The sequence below is a fragment of the Martelella radicis genome (assembly GCF_014196625.1).
Lineage (GTDB): Bacteria > Pseudomonadota > Alphaproteobacteria > Rhizobiales > Rhizobiaceae > Martelella > Martelella radicis.
Genome location: NZ_JACIDZ010000001.1, coordinates 185,179 through 208,040 on the forward strand (window position 1 = coordinate 185,179; position 22,862 = coordinate 208,040).

General features: G+C 62.9%; 13 protein-coding genes. 9 read left to right on the top strand and 4 right to left on the bottom strand.

Going from position 1 to position 22,862, the window contains the following annotated elements:
• Nucleotide 1 precedes the first annotated feature (1 nt).
• The 3 genes from GGR30_RS00865 (at nt 2) to GGR30_RS00875 (ending at nt 4,325) form a co-directional block, all read left to right on the top strand.
• Entirely contained in the window at nt 2–1,228 is a 1,227-nt protein-coding gene (locus GGR30_RS00865; protein ID WP_183481245.1) for an MFS transporter, read from the top strand.
• A 21-nt stretch (nt 1,229–1,249) separates the two neighbouring features.
• Nucleotides 1,250–2,287 carry a LacI family DNA-binding transcriptional regulator gene (locus GGR30_RS00870; protein ID WP_183481248.1) on the top strand — a complete coding sequence of 346 codons (1,038 nt, stop codon included), beginning with the start codon at nt 1,250–1,252 and terminating at the stop codon, nt 2,285–2,287.
• Nucleotides 2,288–2,447: 160 nt separating this feature from the next.
• Complete coding sequence (locus GGR30_RS00875) at nt 2,448–4,325, top strand: heavy metal translocating P-type ATPase (RefSeq protein ID WP_183481251.1); 1,878 nt, start codon at nt 2,448–2,450, stop codon at nt 4,323–4,325.
• Here the strand turns inward: GGR30_RS00875 and GGR30_RS00880 are convergent.
• Together GGR30_RS00880 and GGR30_RS00885 are read right to left on the bottom strand one after the other, a co-directional pair.
• Nucleotides 4,309–7,401 carry a CHAT domain-containing protein gene (locus GGR30_RS00880; protein ID WP_183481254.1) on the bottom strand — a complete coding sequence of 1,031 codons (3,093 nt, stop codon included), beginning with the start codon at nt 7,399–7,401 and terminating at the stop codon, nt 4,309–4,311. The two genes, GGR30_RS00875 and GGR30_RS00880, sit on opposite strands and share 17 nt — an antisense overlap.
• Nucleotides 7,398–9,155: an alpha/beta hydrolase gene (locus GGR30_RS00885; protein WP_183481257.1), complete on the bottom strand. Its 1,758-nt coding sequence runs from the start codon at nt 9,153–9,155 to the stop codon at nt 7,398–7,400. The genes GGR30_RS00880 and GGR30_RS00885 overlap by 4 nt, the downstream gene beginning before the upstream one ends.
• A gap of 149 nt (nt 9,156–9,304) precedes the next feature.
• Between GGR30_RS00885 and GGR30_RS00890 the strand changes: the two genes are divergently transcribed.
• The 4 genes from GGR30_RS00890 to GGR30_RS00905 all read left to right on the top strand — a co-directional run bounded on the left by GGR30_RS00890 (nt 9,305) and on the right by GGR30_RS00905 (nt 19,281).
• Nucleotides 9,305–11,494, top strand: coding sequence for a caspase family protein (locus GGR30_RS00890; protein WP_183481259.1), 2,190 nt, complete (start codon nt 9,305–9,307; stop codon nt 11,492–11,494).
• Nucleotides 11,491–13,590, top strand: coding sequence for a mechanosensitive ion channel domain-containing protein (locus GGR30_RS23635; protein WP_183481262.1), 2,100 nt, complete (start codon nt 11,491–11,493; stop codon nt 13,588–13,590). Before GGR30_RS00890 ends, GGR30_RS23635 begins: the two co-directional genes overlap by 4 nt.
• Nucleotides 13,591–13,678: 88 nt before the next feature.
• Nucleotides 13,679–18,550, top strand: coding sequence for a CHAT domain-containing protein (locus tag GGR30_RS00900; RefSeq protein WP_183481265.1), 4,872 nt, complete (start codon nt 13,679–13,681; stop codon nt 18,548–18,550).
• The gene (locus tag GGR30_RS00905) at nt 18,547–19,281 is read left to right on the top strand and encodes a peptidoglycan-binding domain-containing protein (protein ID WP_183481270.1); all 735 of its coding nucleotides are present in this window, start codon (nt 18,547–18,549) and stop codon (nt 19,279–19,281) included. The genes GGR30_RS00900 and GGR30_RS00905 overlap by 4 nt, the downstream gene beginning before the upstream one ends.
• Nucleotides 19,282–19,284: 3 nt before the next feature.
• Here GGR30_RS00905 and GGR30_RS00910 read toward each other — a convergent pair whose 3' ends face one another.
• Nucleotides 19,285–20,016, bottom strand: coding sequence for a DUF4396 domain-containing protein (locus GGR30_RS00910; RefSeq protein ID WP_183481273.1), 732 nt, complete (start codon nt 20,014–20,016; stop codon nt 19,285–19,287).
• 194 nt (nt 20,017–20,210) lie between these two features.
• Between GGR30_RS00910 and GGR30_RS00915 the strand changes: the two genes are divergently transcribed.
• Nucleotides 20,211–20,702, top strand: a complete 492-nt coding sequence (locus tag GGR30_RS00915; protein ID WP_183481276.1) for a BON domain-containing protein — start codon at nt 20,211–20,213, stop codon at nt 20,700–20,702.
• 113 nt (nt 20,703–20,815) lie between these two features.
• Here GGR30_RS00915 and GGR30_RS00920 read toward each other — a convergent pair whose 3' ends face one another.
• On the bottom strand, nt 20,816–21,067 hold the full coding sequence (locus GGR30_RS00920) for a glycine zipper domain-containing protein (RefSeq protein ID WP_183481279.1): 252 nt from the start codon (nt 21,065–21,067) through the stop codon (nt 20,816–20,818).
• A 475-nt stretch (nt 21,068–21,542) separates the two neighbouring features.
• Between GGR30_RS00920 and GGR30_RS00925 the strand changes: the two genes are divergently transcribed.
• Nucleotides 21,543–22,844 carry a Gfo/Idh/MocA family protein gene (locus tag GGR30_RS00925; RefSeq protein ID WP_183481282.1) on the top strand — a complete coding sequence of 434 codons (1,302 nt, stop codon included), beginning with the start codon at nt 21,543–21,545 and terminating at the stop codon, nt 22,842–22,844.
• Nucleotides 22,845–22,862: the final 18 nt, after the last annotated feature.

The following is a 22,862-nucleotide window of genomic DNA, read 5'->3' on the forward strand; positions in this document are numbered from 1 at the left end:
CATGTCGGCAGCCACGGATCTGCGCACGCTGTTTGCCCGGCGCAATTTCGCGCTTTATACGCTGGGAAACGCGTCAGGTCTGCTGGCGCAGTGGATGTTCAAGACGACGATTGCCTGGCTCGCCTGGGAACTGACGCACAAATCGGTCTGGGTCGGCCTCGCGGTGACTGCCGAGATGATCCCGACGGTTCTTGTCGGGCTTTATGCCGGCGTGGTCGCCGACCGGGCGGACCTGCGCGGCCTGTTGATGCGGATCCAGTTCTCGACGGTCTGCATCTATTCAGCGCTTGCCTTCCTCGCGATGCAGGGGGGGCTGAGCATTCCGCTTCTGCTGTCGCTGATGGCGGTCAACGGCATCGTCGTCGGCTTTGCCCAGCCTGCCAGCCAGGCGGCGATCACCGGGCTTGCCGACAACCGGGAACTCGGGACCGCGATTTCGCTCAACTCGATCCTGTTCAACCTTGCCCGCTTTGCGGGACCTGCGATAGCGGGCGGTCTGATTGCTGCCTTTGGCGGAGCGATCTCGCTCGTCGTGACGGCTGGTTTTGCCGGGGTCTTTTTCGTGATGCTGATGGTCGTGCGGTTCAATGTTCTGCCTCGGCTTTCGGCAGACGGCTCTATCTGGATGAAAATCGCCGAGGGCATGCGCCAGATTTTCGTGGAGCCGACGGTCGCGTTCGTGTTCATGCTCTATGCGACGGCTGCCTTTCTTATCCGTCCGATCAGTGAGCTTCTGCCGGAACTCGCCGATCGCGTTCTTGACGGCGGGGCTGAAACGCTTGCTCTGCTGTCGTCCGCCATGGGCCTCGGCGCCATCATTGCCGGTTTTGCCAACATGATCGGCGGCGCGCGCATGCAGGTGCCGCTTGCAGTGTGGGGCACGCTGCTGGCCGTTCTCGGGGCTCTGGTTCTGGCTTTGACCGCGAATACCGCGATTGCGCTCATCGGCGCCGTCATCTTCGGCGGTGCGCTTGCGGCCGGCGGTGTGGCCTCGCAGACGGTGCTGCAACTCGGAAGCCCCGCACATCTGCGTGGCAGGGTCATGTCCCTGCATGGTATCATTTTCAGGGTCGGGCCGGCCCTGGGGGCGGTGACGCTGGGCGGTCTTGGCGATTACCTCGACTTGCAGCAATCCCTGTTGATCGGTATTGCAGCGATGCTGCTCGTTTGGGTCCTGCTGATGAAGCGACGGGGAGCGGTTCATGGCTGGCGGGGCCGGTTGCGCTAACGCGAGACGGGGAGGGTTTCGATGACGATCAGAGGCAAGAGAATCAGTCAGGCGGACATCGCGCTCAGGGCCGATGTTTCGATAAGCACGGTGTCGCGTGCGCTGGGCGGCGCGACGCGGATCAGTCCCGTGGTGCGCGAAAGGGTTCGTCGCATTGCCGAGGAGCTTGGGTATAGTGAAAGGGAAAGGGCGCAGCCGACCCGCGCTTCCGAAGCCGCAATCAAGACCGTCGTCTACCTGCCGATGCATCCGGTGACCGGCGGTCTGCACCCGATCTTCCAGGAAACCTATGACGGCATGGTCGCTGCCGCCGCCGATATCGGCCTGCGGTTGTTTCCAAAGCTCTTGCCGGAGGAGGATCTGGATCTGGCCTTCGTAACGCGTCAGGCGGAGGAGCACGGGACCGCGACTGCTTTCATGTTCTATGTTGACCCGATACCGGAAGTTGCTGAATTTTATCAAGAAAATGGAAGCCTCGTACTCGTCAACAATGTTGACACGCGGATGCGTTTCGACAGCATCATCGTGGACAATTACGCCGGTATGAAGCTTGCCACACAGGCGATGCTCGATGCCGGGCACCGGCGGCTTCTGTTCGTTGCGGGCAATCTGCGCTACAGCCCGCGCGAACGCATGCGCGGCTTTTTCGACGCCGTTTCGGAATGTCCGGATGCAAGCGGCGAGCAATTGGTGATCGGCCATGACCGCCACGAAACGGCGCTTGAATATTTCAAGCGTTATTTTGGCGAGAACGAAAGCTGGGACTGGACGGGCATGGTCTGCGGCAATGACCTCATGGCGATCGGCGCGATCCAGGCCGCGCGCGAGAACGGGCTGACCGTCCCGGACGATTTTTCGATCATCGGTTTCGACGACATAAGCTGGTCGGCGATGATGGCGCCGCGGCTCAACACGATCTGCTATGATCGGATCGGGATGGCAGAAGAAGCGATCCGGCTTCTGCGGCGGCGCGTGGAAAAACCCGAGGCGCCAGTGATCAAGGCGGTTCAGGGCGTCACCTATACGCCCGGCGGGACGATCGGCCGGATCGGCGCCTGAGCCATCGCGCCATGGAGCGGTGGGCAAGCCGCTCGAGGCTTTCATTTCGCGGTTTGTGCGTGGATATGACCTCGATCATTGTCGCTTTCTTGCTTCCATCAAGAATGGACTTGATGAACAGCAGAAGCGAGGGCCGGAGGGCCCGCGAAAGGCGCATGCCATGATGTCCCGCGAACAGATGAGGCGACTGCTCGTCGCGTTTCCTCTAGTCGGCCTTACGACGGGCCTTGTTGCCCGCTATGCAGGGTATTCCGACCTGTCGGTTGCAGCCTGGTTCGCGGCGACCCTGCCTGTGCTTGCCTTCTTGATCGTTGACGCGGTCGCGTCCTTGAAGCGCGGCGAATTCGGTATCGATCTTCTGGCAGCCCTGTCGATGAGCGGAGCGCTTGCCTTCGGCGAAACGCTGGCCGCGTCGATTGTTGCCCTGATGTATGCCGGTGGAAGCTATCTCGACGTGCTTGCCGACCGGCGGGCGCGACGCGAAATGACGGCGCTTCTGGCGCGCGCTCCGCGCACGGCGCTGCGTTATCGCAACGGACGCACCGAGGAGGTGCCGGTGGGGACGATCCTGCCGGGCGACAGGCTGATGATCCGGCGGGGCGATGTCATTCCGGCCGATGGCGAACTGCTTTCCGGCTCGGCCGTTCTCGATCAATCGGCGCTGACGGGCGAGGCCGAGCCTGTGCGCCAGTCCTCGGGCGGCAGCCTCTTGAGCGGGGCGACCAATGTCGGCAATGCCTTCGACATGACGGCTCGGCGGGCTGCGGCCGAGAGCACCTATGCCGGTATCGTCCGGCTTGTCGAAAGGGCACAGGCCGCCAAGGCGCCGATGGCGCGGCTCGCCGATCGCTATGCGTTGTTCTTTCTTGCTGCGACACTTCTCGGCGTGGCTGCCACCTGGTGGCTCACCGGCGATCCGCTGCGGGTTGTCGCCGTTCTGGTGGTCGCCACGCCGTGTCCGTTGATCCTGGCTGTTCCGGTTGCCATGATGTCCGGCGTCTCCTGCGCGGCCCGGCGCGGCATTCTGCTGAAAGGCGGCAAGGTGATCGAAGCGATTGCCTCGGCGCGTTCAGTGGTTCTGGACAAGACCGGGACGCTGACTGTCGGAAGGCCCGGACTGACGGCCATCCACGTCTCCGATGATTACGGCGAGGACGAACTGCTTCAGCTTGCCGCATCGCTGGATCTTGCCTGCAAGCATCCGATGGCTTCGGCTCTGGTTTCGAACGCCAAGACCAGGGGCCTTTCGCTCAGCCAGCCGGAGAAGGTCGTCGAGACGCCGGGCGAGGGGGTCGAGGGCGTCGTCGAAGGGCGTCGCGTCGTCGTTGGCGGCCGTCATTTCATCGAAACTCACTGTCGTGGCGGAGGGGGCTTGCCGCGTGGCCAGAGGCGCGCGGTGGCGGCCGGCACCTCGGTCGTCAATGTGCTGGTTGACGGAAAGTTCGCCGGTGAGATCCACTTCTCCGACCGGGTTCGCGCGGGCGCACGGGCCGTGTTCGACACATTGCGCGCCAATGGTGTTGAAAACATTTTGCTCGCAACGGGCGATGCAGGCGCTGCCGCACGGCACATGGCTGCCGGACTGGGTTTCGACCGGGTCCTGTCGGACCTGACCTCCGACCAGAAAGTCCTGACCGTGCTTTCCGAACGCAAGAACGGCCCGGTGATGATGGTGGGCGACGGCGTCAATGACGCGCCGGCGCTGGCGGCCGCCGATGTCGGCGTTGCCATGGGCGCGCGCGGTTCGGCTGCTTCCATCGAGGCGGCCGATGCCGTTCTGCTGCTCGATGATCTCGGACTTCTGGTGCCCGTCTTCGCGATTGCCCGGCGCACCATGCGGATCGCCTATCAGAGCATGATCGCCGGCATAACGCTTTCGGTCGTGGCAATGGGCTTTGCCGCAGCCGGCCATCTTGATCCCGTCGCCGGTGCGCTTCTTCAGGAGGCGATCGACCTGGCCGTGGTTCTCAACGCGCTGCGTGCATTGTCTTTCGGGCTAGCGGGGGCCGAAGGCGATGGAGCTACCAGCCGACGGTGACGAAGGGAGCCCATATGCCGGGGTGGCTCCAGGATGGGGCGTCTGGATTGTCGATCATGGCAAGGATAGCCCTGCGCAGCGCTTTCGCGCCGCTGTCATTCCCGTTCGCTTCAGTAAGCGCTTCGAACATGCCGGTTGTCAACGCCACGGTCGCGTCGCTCTGAACTGCCCAATGCGAAACGACGAGACGGCGCGCGCCTGCATAAAAGAACGCGCGCGCTAACCCGGAAAGGCCCTCCGAGCCTTCGCCATCTTCGCCCTGAGCGGTGTTGCAGGCGGAAAGCAGGACCCAATCGGCATCAAGATCGAGCTCCGCGATTTCGCTTGCCGTCAACAGGCCGTCGCGCATTCCCGCCATGCCGTCAATCGCATCGTCAAGCGGGGTCAGGGCGAGAGCCGGCTCCTGCAGCCCGTTGGCTTCGCCGCCCATCAGTCCGTGAGTTGCAAAGGCTATGATGGCGGGGCTCTTGAGGTCGGCTGCCGCAAGCGCGCTTTCATTGGCCGCATCCCCCAGAAGCAGATTGCCGCCGTCATCGGCAACGATTGCGTTGAGGGTCTCCAGTTCGAACCCGGTCTCAGGCAAGGGCGCAAGGTTCAACCAGGCCGGATCCTGGCGGAAATGCGGATTGCCTATGCCGAGGAACGAACCGCCCGTCGCTTCCGGGGCGCCATCGGCGCGAAGCGCGCGCAGTGTCGAAGGCAGGGGCAATGTGGCAAACGCATTGTCGCGGATTGCCCAATGCGCTGCGCGAAAACGCTCCGGTCCGGTCAGTTTTTCCTCCGGCGCTTCGGCAACCATTGCCGCAAACGGTATCGCCTGCAGTGGCCCGTCGGGCGCGATAAGCAGGGTTGTCCCTTCGGGAAGAAGCGTCAGCACCGGGCCGAGCGCCTTTTCATAAAGTGTATGCGCCAGCGCGAGGTCGAAACCGTCCTCGGGCGACGCGGTAGGCGTTTCGCCGAGATCGAACGGCGTCATCGCGCCGCGAACCGGCGCGCGCAGCGGCCCGCGCGGATCAAGCGCCTTGCGCAGTTCGCGTACTGTTTCGTCGAGCCAGTCCCTGTCAACGAGAGTCCGTTCCCAGATCACGTTTTCGGGCGTCACGACGAAGACGTGCAGGCCGCGGTCTGTCAGGAGATAGGTTGCCAGCGCTTCGTCTGGGTGCAGAAACCCGCGCGCCTCGTCAAGGGCAAGCGGCCGGAAGGCGATGTGATCGCGGAATGCCGGATAGGCGGCGTCAAGCTCGGCCTCAACTGCATCCAGCCTTGGTTCGATGTCCGCGAGCAGGTCGTACCGGGTGATCGCCTCGTCGCCGGCGCGTTCCAGGATGCGGTTGCGCTCGGCTATCAGGGCATCGCGCCTGCGCAAAAGCAGCGCCAGCTCATCAGAACCGGCGCTCATCCGCGCCGTCATCGCGGCGATCGCGCGTGCGGCGCTGCTCTGGCGCGCAAGCTGGATCTGCCTGAAGGCGTCATCGAGCATCTTTGCGTAGTAGCCCTCGCCGGCGGATGAGGCGTAGCCCTTGTCGAGCGCATTCTCGAAGGGGAAGAGATATGGTCCGGTCTGGCTGAACCCGTCATTTACATTGACGGCATCCATCGGCCCGGCAATCATGCTCTCCTCCAGAAGGTCGAAGCCGAGATCGACGCCCTGTTCCATGATCTCGGACAGGCGCGCGATCTGTTGCTGCAGAAGGCCTTCGGAGCGCGCAGGAATGCCGGCAAGAAAGGCTTCGGCCGAGCCCGCGGCTGTTTCGGAAAGAGACAGACGCAGGCTGAGATCGTCGCGCAGTTCGCCTTCCACCGTCAGGCCGAGCCGGGCAAGGCCGGCGGCGGCTTCCGCCGTCTCCAGAAGGGAGGCGGCTGTAGAGTAATACACATCTTGGTAGAGCGTGCGCGCCCTGTCGTGCATACGGAGCGCCTCCGCCGTCCGGGCCAGCATCAGCCGCGTATCGGAAAGCTTGTGCTGGGCGAGCGTGTCGGAGGTGAAGACAGCGCCGATTTCGGAGAGGGTGGCAAGCGTATTATCGACGAACTCCAGAGCTGACGGATCATCAAGCACGCTGTCATCGAGGGCGCTGACCATGATCGATACGATCTCGAGCAGGTCGACGCCGTCTTCGTAGACGAGGTTGTCGCCCTTCGCCGAAATGACGGCCATTTCGTTCATCAGCGCGCCGACTTCCGCTTCATCGATCTCCGTCGCACCGGCGACAATCAGAAGCGAACGCAAAACGGCGACGCGGGCCTCGTCGAGGCTCTCGGAATTTTCAAGGGCCGCACGCGCCGTGCCTGAAGCGGCATCGTGGTCGCCAAGCTCCCATTCCAGCACGGCGAGACGGGCCAGCGCCTTTGCACGGAGGCTCGGCGGCGCCGCTGCTATGAGCGCAAGATAGGCGGAACGCGCCTCGATCTCGAAGCCCTGTGCATTGAGCGCCTGGGCGAGAAGATAGTGATAGTCGTAGTTGGCCGCTCCAGTGATCTCTTCGTATTCGGCGATCGCCAAGCGCAGCGGATCGATCGTCAGTTCCGGAGCGGGCACGCTGAAGGAGCGGCTCGTCAGATAGGCATCCTGCACGCGCGTGGCCGCGATCGTCTCGGGCGCGAACCGGTCGGGTTGGCTGGCATTGTAGCTTTCGGCGAGCCCTGTCGCAGCGGCATAGGATGATGCGGCCTGAGCGAGGAAGCCCAATCTCGCCTTGGCCCAGCCCTCGATCCAATAGAATTCCGGATAGCGCGTCACAAGTTCCGGGCGGTGCGCCAACGCGGCCTGGCTCGCATCGAGAGCTGCGGACGCATCGCCCGCATTGACGTAGGTGAGCGCCAGGTAATAGGCGAGGCTTGCGCGCTCGACCGGATTTCCAGGAGCCTGGTCATAGATCTCGATCGCGTCTTCCATTACGTCAGCGGCCGCGATGTAGTCGCCGTCCTGAAACAGGGTCGAAAACCGCTGGAACAGAGACTGGAAATGGGCCGGTTGCTCTTGGGCTCGCGCCGGGTGAACCAGGACCAGGAGAGCGAGGAGCCAGACGGCAAACGGCAACAACCGGCCCGGCGGAGACAAGGGCGCAGGCCTCAATTCGCGCCCTGTCCTTCTGGCGCGATATAGGTGTCGAGCCGGCCTTCGATCTCGCTTGCGGCCGCCTCGTCGGTGACAAGTTCGGAAATCAGGGCGGAGATGTCCTCGCGGGTGATCTCGGACTTGCTCCACAGATGGCTGATCATGCCGATCATCATTTTGTCGAAGCAGCCGCCCTTCCGGTATTTCCAGGCCGTTTCTCCGGCCTCGGTAACGGTCTCCGTCATGCCGCAACGCACGCCCGGCGGCGGATTACGCCAGATCAGCGAAACGATGTCGGCAAGGGCGGAACTGTCGTCTGCGAAATAGGTATGCGCCAGCATGTCCTCGCCGAGATCGGACATGTCGATCGTGTCGAACAGCTCATCCGTCGTCACGCTGTCGCCGCCCTGTCCGGCACGCGGCGCATTGCCATGCAGCTTCTTCGAGGCGACCAGCGCCCAGTCATTCTCCGAGGTATAGAGGGTGAGACGTTCGGCCAGCGGATGAATGGTTTTCATCATCTCCTTGAAGAGGCCGGCATCCACATCGGGCGCGGCGAAGAAAACCTGGCCGAAGACCGGATCGTTGCCTTCCGTGACGCTGTTTCGAAGCGCCATCAGCTCCAGTGCATCAGTCAGTGCGCGGTTACCCATGCTGTGGGCGACGATATGGATCGTATCTGCGCCGGATCGGTCGCGCAGGTCCTCCAGGAACATGGAAAGCCGCCTGCCGCTGAGCCTGACCACGGCAGTATCGGCGACATAGCGCACCGTCTGGCCGGCCGACGGCCAGGAGTAGAGCACCGGAACGCCGCGATAGTCCATATCATAGGCAAGCTGGGCGGCGCGCTTGGCGGCGGCATCGAAGCGGGTGTTGAACCCATGGATGAAGACAACGATCTCCTTGCGCTCGCGCGCCTCGAGTTCACTGTTCATCCGGGCGAAATAGGCGTTCGCCTGCATGGGGTCGACCTTCTGGACCATCACATGCTTGGCGGGCGAGGGGCCGAACTCCAGTTTCCAGATCGAGGGCGTCTCGATCGCGCCCGGCACATGGGTATCGGGAATGGTGACGGTGACGACGCCATATTCGAGGTCGCCGCGACCATAGCCGTAGAAGTCGGCGGGATCGGTATTGCCAGTGCGCGCCCGGTCGGTTGCATAGAAGACGTCGACGGCGCTGAAACCGCCCTCCAGGTTGCTGCGCTTGTTCATGCGCATCGACATGATCGCGAAGTTGGCCTGGCCGGCGAATTCCTCGGCGGCAGCCGTGTCGCCGCGCAACCTGGCGATCTCGGCCTTGCGGTTCAAGAGTTCGGCCAGCACCTGGCCGGCCTGTCCGCCGTTCCGGCGATAGGCGATCTGCGTGTCGAGAACGCGCAAGGCCTCGCGATAGGCTCCCGCCTCGCCGTAGAGATCGGCGGCAAGGTCCAGATAGGGGAGCGGATTGCGATCAAGAACGGCGCTCATCCTGATCGCAAAATCTGCGAGCCCCTCGGCGGCGGCCGCCGCCGCCGCCGTTTCACCCGCTTCCTGCAGGATTTCGAGCCGGAGTGCCGAAAGGTCAAAATAGATCTCCGGATCGGGATCCGGCATTTGCTCAAGCGCGGCGATTGCCGTTTCCACCATGGCGAGCCGCTTAACGGGCTCTTCGACTGCAGCCAGCTCAAGCTCGAAACCGATCGGGTCGAAGGTTTCCGTTTCCTGGGCGAAAGCTGGCGGGGCCGCAAGCAGCGGCAGAAGGGAGAGGAGGGCAATTCGCGCAAGACGCATGTTTCAGGCCTGTGAAATTGACGATTGAACATCTGCTAGTCTATCGTCAGCGATGACTAAGTAAACAGCCGATCTCCTCCGAACGGGCGCAGCGTCGGCCGCCGCTTGATCTGTGAATGCATATTGTTGTTCTTGTTCGGAGAAATCGCATGAAACACCTGTTCCGCCTGTGCTTGCTGGCATTCGTTCTCGGAGCATCCGCAGCGCATGCCGAATCCCGCGCGCTGATCATCGGGGTGGCAGGCTATGACGACCCGAACATTCCCGATCTTCTCGGACCGACAAACGACGCCTTGCTGATGCGCGACGTGCTCGCGACATCCGGTTTCTCCGACATCACGCTTCTGGGCGATATGAACGAGGCGGACGGGCGGCCGACGCGGGCGGTGATTCTTGACGGTTTTTCAGGGCTTGCGGCGCGCGCAAGACAGGGTGACCAGGTCTACATTCATCTCAGCGGCCATGGTTCGCGCCAACTCGATCCCGAGGGCGATGAGACCGACGGGCTGGACGAGATATTCCTGCCAGCCGACACCGCGATCGCCGAAGCCGGATCCGGCCTGGTGCCGAATGCAATCACCGATGATGAAATCGGATCGCTGCTTGCCGAAATACAATCGACCGGCGCCGATGTCTTCTTCGTTATGGATAGTTGCCATTCGGGCAGCGGTACGCGCGCCTTTGCACGCGGCGTGGCCGATCGACAGGTCAGCCCGGCGCTGCTCGGAATCGATCTTGCGGCAGCGCGCGCCGGAGGCTCGGTCCGATCGGTAGATAGCGGACCGGATGCGGTCGGGCAGGCGGAGGGAAGCGGTCGCTTGATCGCCTTCTACGCGACGCGCTCGAACGATGTCGCCCGCGAAGTCGATATGAGCAACGGCACGGTCGCCGATGACAGCGAATGGTTCGGACTTTTTACCGCCGCGATCGCCTCGCGGCTTGAGAGCGGGCAAACGCTCACCTACCGCCAGCTCTTCCAGTCCGTTCTCTCCGAACTGAACAGCGGCAGCGGTTTCGGAATGGGCGCGGTGCAGACGCCGCTCTGGGAGGGCGATATGATCGACGAGCCGGTCTTCGGAAAGGAAGGCCGCGCCGGCCCGACGCGTTTTCTCGTTGACGGAGACGCTGTTGATGCCGGTCGGCTGCATGGACTGGAAGAGGGAACGCTGCTGGCCCTTGTCGCCGATATCTCCGACCCGCAAGATGCCGTTCTCGGCTATGCGCAGGTGGAGGCTGTCGAACCGCGCCGCGCTTTTCTGCGACCGGTTGCCGATGACTGCGTGCCGGAAGCGGGCACGCTTTGCGCCTTTGCCGGCGGTCTGCCCGAGGCGGCGCGTTTCGCCCAGGTCGAGCTGAGCCCGGTCACGCTGACCATCGCCTTCTCGCCAGTGTTCGACGCGGAAACCGGCCAGCCGCTTTCGCCCGACGCACCGGAAAGCGGAATGGTCGCGGCGGCTCTCGAAGACGCATCCGCAAGAACCGGGATCGGCGCGGAATTTCCGGCCGAGATATTCGATGTGCAGATTGCACTCTCGCAGAACACGCTCTGGTTCGGCCCGGCTGCGACGATCGATGGCGCGCCGGCGGGCCTTGCCTTCGGCCTTGCGGAGGATGAGCCGCGCCTCGTGCAGCTTCTCGGGCGCGTCCTGAGGGCGGAACGTCTGGCGCGCACGCTCGATGCGCTCGGGGAAGAGGCCAGCCCCTTCAATCCCTCGCCGGTCGCCGTCGATGTGGAACGCAATGCGAGCCCCATCGAAGCGCTGTCGAAACCCGGCGCGCGGGTTGATCCACGCCGCGAGTGCCAGGCAGCGTTGCGGTCGATGAGGGAAACGGGTTTTGCGCCTCTTCAGGGCATGGACGATCTCAAGCAATGCGATCTGTTGCGGTTCCGTGCCGCCGGCGAGCGAGACGGCCAGCGCGACGTCAACCGGATCCATATCGACGCGCAATACTGCGTCAATGTCGACTATGAGCTTGTGGAAGGCGATCAGGCCCTGCGCGACCTCGGCGATCCCATGGTGATGTGTTCGGACTGTCCGGGACCGGTGCCCTATTCGGCGGGGTATGAGCGGCTTTATGTCCTTGTCAGCGAGCTTGAGGAAAATGCCGAAGCGCTGAACCTGTCCGGCGTTCTGGAAAACTGCACGGGCCGGGAGGGGACGCGCTCGGCCGCCGCCAGTGCGCTTTCCGGCGTTCTCGAAGATGCCGCCCGGCGCGGCAGGACGCGCGGAAGCATGGGGCTTGGCGGCGCCTTGTCGGATGTCTGGGTCGATCGCTATGCGTGGCGGGTCTTGCCGCGCGCTTCCGTCTTTGCCCGTGGTGAGGGGGGTACGCCGTGAGGAGAGACAAGTCGGTGAGGCTTGCCGTATTCACCTTGATCCTGCTGGCCTTGCCGGCTGCGGTTCAGGCCCAGGGGACTGTACAAACGCCCGTTCAGCTTTCGCCGCTGGAGCGCCTGGGCGCCGTCCTGTCTTTCTTCGCCGACAATGCGACGGCGGCCTCCCAGAGGCTGGAGGCCCTGATGTGGGGGCTCGGCGACTTTCCCGCCGAAGTGTCCTTCTTTCTGCGTTCACTGAGCGAAGATGGATTCAGCCTCGCTGCGATCATTTTTCGGGTGGTTCTCTGTCTCGGTATCGGCGCTGCTGCCGAGGCAGTCTTCCGAATGATCTTCCGCAGATTGAGGACCGGCCTCGACCAGAAGAGCCCGGTGCAGAGGGCCATCCATGTTGCCGTTGATTGCGCGGGCATCCTGATCTTCGCGATGGTCGGCGGCTGGCCGCTTTTGATGAGCGTGCAGGCGGATCCCGGTGCACAGCTTTTCGTCGTCACCTATCTGACGGCGTTCTTCGCCATGCGCGGTTTCGCGCTGCTGGCGCGCATACCCTTGTCGCCGCGCCGGCCCGATCTTCGCATCGTCGCACTTTCCGATCAGTCTGCCGGGAGGCTCTACTGGCAGTCCGTCGGTATCTTCGCGCTGGCGATCTTCTTTCTTGCCACCACCTCGCTTCTCCGCCAGGCCGGCATGCCGGCCGATGAGACGCTCACGCTTTCGCTCGTCTCGCGATCTGCGGTCACGCTGCTGCTGATCTTCGCCTGTCTTAGCAATCGTTTCTCCGTGGCGGCGATCCTTGCAACCGATCCGGCAGGGCGCAGCCGCGGCCTGGGGTGGAAATCGCTGAGCGCAGTCTGGCACCTCTTCGCCATCTTCTACATCTGTCTTTCCTGGTTCGGCACGTCGGTGCTCTTGCTGTTGAACCGGCCGCAGGCCGGAACGCTTGCCGTCTTCAGCTTCATGGTTCTGCTGGGGCTCGTCATCGCTTGCCTGCTGATGGATGACTGGGCGGCGCGCGCCGATGCCCGCGATCGAGCAAGGCGGCGGGCAGCGCTAGCGGCAGAGCCGCAGATGGCGCTGCCGGAAGACGTGCCGACCTTCGCCCAGTTCTTCGCGCGCCTCGGGCAGGCAGCGGCGGTGCTCGCGGCGCTTCTGGCGCTGATCCGGCTCTGGAGCGGACCCTGGCAGGGGTTGTCCAATCCGCGCATCACCGCCATCATGCCGTCGCTGACGCAGCTTCTCGTTACGCTGGTTCTCGCTTATGTGGCCTGGCACCTGGTGCTGATCGGCTCGCAGCGCATGCTGCTCAAGGCAGCCTATGCGCAAGGGGAGGCCGAAACCGCGCGCGCCGCGCGTCAGAGCCGGGTTGCGACCGTGCTGCCGCTGGTGCGCAACACATTGCTGATCACGATCGCCTCCATTGCGACCATCATCGCGATCTCGGCGCTCGGCATAGACGTTCTGCCGCTGCTTGCCGGCGCCGGCATCGTCGGTATCGCGATCGGCATGGGCAGCCAGACGTTGGTCAAGGACATCATCTCCGGCATTTTCTTCCTGGTTGACGACGCTTTCCGCGTTGGCGATCTCGTTGATGTTGGCGTTGCCAGCGGCACGGTCGAGCGGGCGGGCATCCGCTCGGTCCAGATTCGTCATCCGCTTGGGGCCATCCACACCGTTCCCTTCGGCGAGATCCGCACCATTGCAAACAAATCCCGCGACTGGGCATCAATGTGGCTGGAGTTCCGGCTGCCGCTGGAAACGGATCTCGACGGGCTGGAGCCGCGCTTTAGGGTTTTGAACGAGAAGTTGCTTGCAGAACCCGTGCATGGCCAGAGCCTTGTCGCGCCGCTCGAAAATGCCGGCATCGTGATGATCGACGATAGCGCGATGGTTTTGCGCATCGTCTACAAATGCAAACCGGGAACGCAGTTCGCGCTGCGTTCGGTTGTCTACGATGCCGTCCGGCGCATGTTCCGCGAGGCCGGCATTTCGATCGCGCCGCGTGAGGTGCGGCTGAGGGCGGAGCCGGACTTCTCCTATACGCGTACCAAGGATGTTGCGCCTGCGGCGAGGAACGACCAGGCGGAGGGTGGCGGAGGCTGAGCGTCGGCCTTCGTTTCGAGTGTTTCCTTCCGCAAAGGCGGATGGCAAAGTGACATTTGGCAGATCTAGATAGAAGCCGGAGGCGGGAATGCGCAATCGACGGGAGCGATCGGAAGACAAGACCGCGCGGCTTGCCGCTGCGGCGACTGCTCTTTGGCTGGTGCTCGGTTCTCTGGTTTTCGCGCCAGCAGCCGGAGCCCTGGAGATATACCGGAACGGAGTGCGCTATGACATTGATGCCACGCTTCCGGACGGCGCCGACTTCGAGGTGGACGGTGTCGACCGAAAGTTTTCGATCGGCCCGGTCGAAGGCAATCTGCGCCTGATTCAGGATACCGGGTATGATGATTGCGCCCGGCTTGTCGATGAGCGCGTGGCGAATTGGCGCAAGTATGGTTTTACGTTATCAGATCAACGCTTTACTTCTGACAGTGAATGTAGCGTCACGATCGGAACCCCCGCTAGCGACGCGTTCGCCAGCTCCTATTATATCCGGATTGACGATTGCGACTGCTTTTCAGCGCTGCATTTTCGCTATTCGCGCGACGACCGGGACGCCTATGAGGCTGCCTTTCCGGAGATCGTCGCCAGCATTCGCGCCAACAACGCGGCCTTGCCGCCTTCGTCAGGGGCAGGCCGCCCCGGCGATGCCGGTTCCGGGCATGCAGCGAGTGCGCTTTCGGGCCTTTCCTGCATCTCGGAGGACCTCTTCGCCCGTATGGACTTGGGCACGCGCAACGAGTTCATGGTAACGGCATTTTCGGCCTGGTCCGCGATGAAGGTCGACGATATCGCCCGCGGTGCCGGAATCTGGGAGAACGAGGGCTACAGTCTCGATCTGGCGGATGGCAGGCTTGAGCGCGTCGCCGGGTTTCTGCCCGAGGCACTCGGTGCCATGGCGGAAGATGTGGAACGTTATGGCGATCGCCTCTGCCCGTTGGTCGTCAGCATGACCACTCAGGATCTGAATTACGGCTATGTCGGGCTCAGCGATCTCCGCTTCACCCAGCGTGATTTCAATTCGCTTTTTCACGACTACCTCCGGCTCGCGCAATCGCTGATGATGCGTCACGGCTGTTATGCGGGCGCACTCGACGGCGCCTTCGGCCCCGCCAGCCGGGCGGCGTGGAACCGCATGCGCCAAGGGTTGGGCCTGCAGCCGCGCGACGGAGAGTTCACCCCCACGGTTTCCGATCTTGCCGCCATTGCCGATATCCCGGTGACGGGCAGGGCCTGCGAAGACGGGGGAGGCGTTGTCGCCGAAAATGGCGAGGGAATCAGGCTTCTCGATTTTCTCTACCCGGCCCACCAATTGCCGCCGCTTGACCGACCGTGGGTGCGTGAAACGCTTGGGCCGGCCTTCGACCAGATGACTGCGCGCGGACGTTTCAGCGGACTTGAGCGGGAGGCTGTCGTCTCGCTTCTGCCGGAAGGGGCGGCGACAGCATCGACGGGCGCGGAAAGTCATGTCAGCGCCGTCGCGGAGCTTTTTGGTTATGACGGTCCGGCCTGGGGGGAGGCGGACTATTTCGCGGCCATGGAATCTGAACGCGCCGCGATCCCCTTCACGGTAGAGGCAGCGGCGCGCCAGAGCCAGTGGCGCGAGGTGCAGACCTATGACGTGCCTATCGGCATGTTTACCACGAGCGATTTCGGCCTCGTCCTCTCAATTTCCGACCGTGACGAGACAAGCCGTGTTGCCAATGTCGTGCTTGCGCATCCAGGCGCATTCGAGGCGCTCAAAGCCACGTCCGGGCCCGCCTATGAATATGTGCTTGCCGAACGCATGCTGCAGGGAGCGACCACCTTCGGCAAGTCCGCCGCAGGCGCTCGTGGTTTGCTGGAGGATGCCGCCGACAAGGGAGCGCCTTACGCCATGGCTCATCTCGCGCTGATGCTGGAATACGGGCAGGGCGGCGCGAAAGATCCGGAGCGCGCCTTGCGGCTTTACGAGGAGGCCGCCGCTGCCGGCGAGGGCTTTGCGATGGCGCAACTGGCAGTGAGGACTGACAAGAACACGTCCGAGGCTATCGCGAAGGCACTCTTTTGGTACGAGGCGCTGATTGGCGTGGCTGAGGAACGGATCGCCGACAGGGGGCCGGACGCCGACTGGGCGTCTGTTTATTCCTGGATCGCAGATTTTCTCGCCAATCGGATGATGGACGGCAGTCCGGCGTTGTTGTCGCCTGCCGGAGACGCGTTGATCACGACTGCTGCGGAACAGTCTGCGGCGTTCGCGGCAAGGCTGGCCGAGACGAATTTGTGCGCTGAATGCGGTGCGGTGCTCGATGAGGCCGAGGGCGCCAAATGGCTGGCGATCGCTGCGGACAACGGCGATACGGACGCGCTTTTCAAGCTGGTGCGGCTGATCGAGGCCTTTCCGCAGCTCTCCGACTACGCTGCGGAAAATTCTCTCAAGTTTTTCAAACAGCGCTATGAGCAAGCCCCGGATGACTTTGACGGCGCGCAGGCCCGGCGAGAATCGGCCGTCGGGGCGGTAGCGTATGATGTCAGGCTGGCGCGGGCGTCGCTTGCCGGTCCCGAAGTGGTGAAAGCGGCGGAGGCGGCGCTGGAGCGCGTCTGTGACGATGATTGGGAAAGTTGCGAAAATGTCGCCAAGCAGCTTTCCGCCGGGCGTTACGGCGCCGATCTCGTATCTGTCGGGTTTGATCGACTGAAGGCTCTGGACTCGCTCGAACTTGTCGATGTCCTTGCCGCATATGGTGATTTCCGAGGGGCTGCGGAGCGGGCTCAGCGCGCCGAGGGTTACGAACTGAGCGGACTGGCCGATCCCCGTTTCGACGAGCAGGCAACCAATCTCCGCGACGCCACGATCCGGCGCCTGGTCGAGAACCGCGCGCCCGGCGACCTGCAGTCTTTGCCGGAGGGGCTTGTTGGCTTTCTCGGCCTGATGGCAGCCAATGGAGACAAGGCGGCTGCGGACTTTCTGAGACTGATCCGCGCCGCCGACCCCGAGGTCGAGCCGCCCTTGCCGGATCTTCAGTCGGCCGCTGAAACCTTCGCCGAGGTGCGCGCGCGCGGCGGGACCAGCCTCGGTCTCGTCAATTCAGCCCGCCGCTACGGCGATGCGCTGCAAGCTTCTGGCGACAATCGCGAGGCTCTCGCGATGGAACTGACCGCGCTTTCCGCAGAGCTGAGGCTCGACCGGCTGCGCGAACTTTCCGACGGGCCGCTTTCCGCCGAGCTCACCCGCGTCTGCCATCTTTCCAATGCCAGCGAACGGGCCTTTGCGCTCGGCTCGGATTCGCTTGCCGTGCTGCTTGCTAAGCAGGCGATCAACCGGCTGCAGGTCGTGCGGGCGGACCTCGCGACTTTGCCGGAGGACCTGCGCGGCTGTTTCCGCGACCTGATCGCCGACAATTATCGCTGGCTGGCCGATCTCTTCATTCAGCAAGACCGGCTGAGTGACGCCGAATTCGTGCTCGGCCTCCTGAAGGATTTCGAGGCTTTCCAGTTTACCGATCGCGATCTCGATTTCGTCGGCGACGCCTTTGCGACATTGCCGCTGACGGAAGAGGAAGCAGTGCTCCAGGCCGCCATCAACGCGCTTCAGCCGCCGAGCATTTCGGATGTACGCGAGCGCGATGCGCTGATTTCTCGGCAGGAGGCGGGAACGCTGACAGATGCCGAGGAAGAGCGCCTCAACGCCCTGAACGCCGATCTTGCTGCGGCGAACGCTGCCTATGAGGCCGGTCTCCAGACCATTTTCGCTGCGCTTTCCGACCTGGAGGAAAGCGCGCCGGCAAGCGAGACCCCGCTTGCGGAGCAATCCGTGCAGGCCACCATCCTTTCAGGACTTGAGACGAATGCGGTAGCGCTGCACTATCTCGTCATGCCGGACCGGCTCAACATTCTGCTGACATCGCGCGATGAGCAGTTGAGCTATACGATCGATAGCTGGAACGGGGAACCGTTTTCCGAGGCGACGCTCAACGGCGCGCTTGCCGATCTCCATCTTGCCTTCAATGATTTCTACAGCGATCCGCGCGCCGAGAGCGAGTTGCTCTACGATCTCCTGATCGACCCGGTCGCCGATGATCTTGCCCGCATCGATCCCGATCTTCTGCTGGTCTCGCAGGATCGGCGCCTGCGCTATCTGCCCTATCAGGCGCTTTATGACGGTGAGCGCTATCTGGTGGAACGTTATGATGTTGCGAGCCTGACCAGCAGCGAGAGCGAAATCACCGGCGTCGCCGTGGCCGAGACGCCCTTCGCTGGCTTGGGACTGACACGGGCGGTCGGCGATTTTTCCGAACTTCCTGGCGTGGCGCTGGAATTCGGCGGACTCTTGAGCGGCGAGGAACGTTATGGCTTCATGGAGGGCGAACTGGCGCTCGACGAGGCCTTCGACAGGGCGGCGCTTTCCGAGGCGCTGACGATCGGCGGGTCGTCGCCGGTCGGGGCGGGAACGGTTCATGTCGCCTCCCATTTCGTGCTCGGCAACACGGAGGACGATTCCTATCTGCTTCTGGGCACCGGCGAGCACCTTCCGATCAGCGAAATCAAGGGCGGAGCGGGGGATTTCGACTTTTCCAATGTTGATCTGCTGACCTGGTCTGCCTGCGAGACGGGCCGCGCCAATCCCGGCTCCGACGGGCGCGAGATCGAAAGCCTCGCCAAGATCACCGGCGAACGCGGCGCCAAGGCGACGCTGGCCACGCTCTGGCCGGTGCTCGATATATCGACGCCGCTGATCATGCAGCGTTTCTACGAGCTCAGGGAGTTCGGCGGATTGTCGAAGGCGGAGGCGCTGGCAACCGCCCAGCGCGAATTCATTCAGCGCCGGATCGGCGATCGTGACGTGCTCGACCGGGAGAGCGTCGTCTTCCAGACCGCGGGCCGCCTCGGCCTTCCCGCCGATCCGGGGTCGCCGATCACCTTTGATTTCGACCACCCGATCTTCTGGGCGCCCTTCATGCTGATGGGGAATTGGCGATGACGATAAGAAGAATGATGCAATTTTCGGTCATTGCATCGGTTTCATTGTTCACCGTTCTGGCCGCTTCTGCAGCCTTCAGCCAACAAGGCACGGCCGAGGCGATCAGCGGGACGTGCTTTGCCGGGGAATTCGAACGTGGCGACAGCAAAATCCGCAACATGATGGTCAGGCTCGACCCTTCGGACAGCGACAGCCCCTACCTGATGACGCTCAGTCTCAGCTATTGGGATGTGCCTAACGAGCGGTTCGGCACCCTGGCCAGTTGTTCAGACGGTGAAGAAGTTCATTGCAGCATCGAATGCGACGGCGGCAATGCCTTTCTGACCCTTGTTGATGGCGGCGGCCTGAATTTCAGAAGCGCACGTCTGCGGCTGGAGGACAACGAACTGATCGATAGTGCGCTTGCCAACGTGTTTGACGCCGATGGCGGCGAGCTTCGGGGCGAATTCAGGCTTGCGCCCGTGGAGGACGAGGCTTGCATTGCCGAGCCGGAGGTGATCTTCGCCGAACTTGAGATCGGCGACATGCTGCCGAGGGTGACGGCGCTGGAAGCCTCGCTCAACCGGTTGGGCCTGTTCCTTGCCTATCCGGACCCGGTCTTCGACGAAAAGACGAGGGCAGCGGTGATCGCCTTCCAGACGCAATACGGCTTTGCGCCGACCGGCGTCGTCGATCAGGCGACCGATCGGGCGCTCAACACGATCGTGCGTTCGACCATCGGCGGCTGCTGAGCCTTACATCTTCTCTTTGATGCCCTTGGAAACGAGCCACCAGTTGACGGGATAGGCGGTGATGAACCCTGCCCACATCGCGATCTGCATCATGAACCAGAACTCCACCGTCGTCACTTCGAGCTTCACGCCAAGCAAGTGGCGGAACAGGAAGAACTGGGCAAAGGCCATGAAGCCGTACATGCCGACCTGCCAGGACGTCAGCGACAGGAAATCGGCCTTCACCGCCTGGATAAGGCCCTGAGCGGGCGTCAGGCCGCGCATCGGCTTGATCGTGAAATACTGGAAGATCACGCCGAAGGAAAAGGCGAAGATGAAGTCGAGGATCCATACGGCGAACATCTTCTCGGCAAAGATCGTCTGCCAGCCGAACCAGACGGCGATGGCCGGGACGAGGAAGGCGAGCCATTCGGCGACCAGATCGCCGAGCGCGCAGCCCGAGCCGCAATGGGCCGCCCCCTTGCCAACCATTACGGCGAAGGGTGTGTCAGTCATGTTCGGCGGCTTCTCATGGTTCTGCATGGCCCGGTGATGGGCTGCGCGGGTGGCGAGCCGGCCATAGCGGAAATAGGCCCACAACGCCGCAGCCGAGCCGAACAGCGTGACAAGGGGCCAGACCACATTCATGATCCACATATGCTGGGGGTTCCTGAAGACATCGACAGCGATGATGATCGCGGATCCGAGGCCGGCGAGGAGGGAAATGATGGCGAGCAGATGAAGCCATCCGGGCATGTTTCATCTCCTTTGGCATTTGGCGCGGTGAAAATCCGCGCGCTTTGAATGAGCATCCTTATGTCTAAAAACCTCCGGGCCGGTCTTGTTCCGAGACGCCTGGCAGGTCCATTCGCCCGACTTCGCTCAAAAGGGGAGAACATTTGTCGCTCCCAGCCGTTTCTTCCGCACAGACATCTGAAAGGAGAAACGCCATGGCTGGTTCAAAGACGAAGCCGCATGAAACGCCGCGCGAGGAGGATTATCGCGATTACGAGGACCGCAATCTCGATGACGGCTGGCCGTATTCGGATGAGGAAAACCGGAAGGGCGAACGCAATGCGCCCTATGACGCCAATCCGGCCAATCTGGATCGGCGCGAAACGCCGGGCGCTCAGGTCTCGGAGGATACCGCTGTCCACACCGCCCAGCGTCTGGCGCCTGAGCCGGACGATACGACGGTTGACGATGACGGCCTGTCGGATGCCATCACCCGGTTGATCGACGAAGATGAGCGCTTCAACGCTGATCTTGTAACCGTCACGGTGCGCGATGGGGTGGCGATGCTGAGCGGCGAAGTGGAAACCGAGCCGGAGCGCCTGAAGCTCGAAACCCTGGTGCTCTCGGTCAAGGGCGTGCGCGATGTGGAAAACGCGATCGTGCTGATCGGCGTCGACAGCCATGTTCCGTCGGATTTTGATGAGTAGCCGAACTTCGTCCGTCAGATGCGAAATAAGAAGCCGCCTCACTGAGGCGGCTCAGACTGCTGTCGTCTGCCAGAAGAAAGGCCGGTCATGAAACCGGCCTTTCTCCGTTCTAGTCAGTTTGGGCAGGCGGCGACGTAACGTTCGCCATTGGCATCGCGATAGTAGCAACGGCCCGGCTCGTTTGCGCGGCCGATCAGCGCGCCGGCAGCAGCACCCACAGCGCCGCCAAGTGCCGCGCCGCCGACATCGCCCGTGACGGCTGTGCCCACGGCTGCGCCGGAAAGTCCGCCGACCGTTGCGCCCTTTTCGGTGGCCGAGCATGCGGTCAGTGCGCCCAGTGCGATAACGAAGAACAGTCGTTTCATGATTTTTCACTCCAGTTGCGAGTTTCGTCGTGACTGGCAGGCCCCACGCCGAAGAACCGAAGAAGCGCCTCCCGATCGCTCGACGGCGGCGGAGATCCGGCTCGGCATAGCGGCTGCTCATGGGCCAACCTGTCGGGGCTGCGATTGTTCCATATTTTTCGGTTTTGAATTCTGGACTGCGTGAAATGACGGCCCGGATGCCGGGAACGCGCCGCACCGCCAAAGGCTGATCAGACAAGATTGATTCTGATCTGCTAGTCTGGCAGAGTTGAAATCTCAGTCTCGTCGCTTCCCGATTCTTCCGGACCTGCGGGTGTTTTGCCCGGCTTTGTCAGAATGTCGGCGCCGGATATGCGGTGCGGATGGAAGGGTGTTGCGCGCGGGATGCGTTTGGGAGGCCGGAGCGCTTGGGAGCGCGCTATCGGCGGGGCAGGAAAACCGACGGCTGGAGCCGTGCGGACAGAAGGGCAGGATCATGAAATACGCCATCGTTGGAACCGGATCGCGGCACAAGATGTTTCGCGGCGCCGTCGCCGAAACCTATGCCGATCGCAACGCGCTGGTCGGGCTCTGCGACATCAACGAGAAGCGGCTGGCGCTCTCGGCAAATGCCGTGCCTGCCGAGGGAAATGGCGTTGCGACCTACCGTGCGGCGGAGTTTCCGCAGATGCTGAGCGAGCAGAAGCCGGACACGGTGATCGTCACGGTGCCAGATTATCTGCACCATGACTATATCGTCGATGCGATGCGTGCCGGCTGCGACGTGATGACCGAAAAGCCGATGACGATCGACCTTGAGAAGCTGAAGGCGATCCTCGACGCGCAGAAGGAAACCGGCCGCAAGGTGACGGTCACCTTCAACTACCGCTACACGCCGGCCCGCACGCAACTGAAGGACATCCTGATGTCCGGCGCGATCGGCGACGTCACCGCCGTCAGCTTCCGCTGGTATCTCGACCGCGTGCACGGCGCCGATTATTTCCGCCGCTGGCATCGCTACAAGGATCAGTCCGGCGGTCTTCTGGTGCACAAGTCGACCCACCATTTCGACCTCGTCAATTGGTGGCTCGGCTCCTCGCCGGTCTCCGTCGCCGCCCACGGCTCCCGTTCCTTCTACCGGGCCGAAACCGCCGAAGCGCTCGGGCTTCACCGGCGCGGGCCGCGTTGTCACGACTGTCCGAGCGCCGGAAGCTGCGACTTCCGGCTGGACCTCGAGGCAGACCAGGCGCTGAAAGCGCTCTATCTCGACGCCGAAGACGATGATGGCTATCTGCGCGACCGCTGCGTCTTCGATGATGACATCACGATTGAGGACACGATGCAGGTGCAGGCGGTCTATGGCACGGGCGCAAGCCTCAACTACACGCTCTGCGCCTATTCGCCCTGGGAAGGGCTGGAAGTGAAGTTCTACGGCACAAAGGGCGAGTTGTCGCACCGCCATGTCGAGGTCCACGGCGTCTTCGGCGGCAAGCGGGAAAAGGCCGCCGGCTCTGAAACGATGACCACGACGCTACACCTTGCCGGAAGGCAACCCGAGACGCTGAAGGTCTGGGAAGGTGAGGGCGATCATGGCGGCGCGGACCCTGTCATGCTCGGCTATCTGTTCGATCCCGACGCCGGAGATGACCGCTACGGGCGCTCCTCATCCCATATCGACGGGGCCTGGTCGATCCTGACCGGCATCGCCGCCAACCGGTCGATCGAAACCGGAGAGACGGTTCGAATCGACAGATTCCTTGCCGAACACGGCATCGATCTTCCGCAGAAGCAGTGGTGATCTCTCGATGAAGCGCGG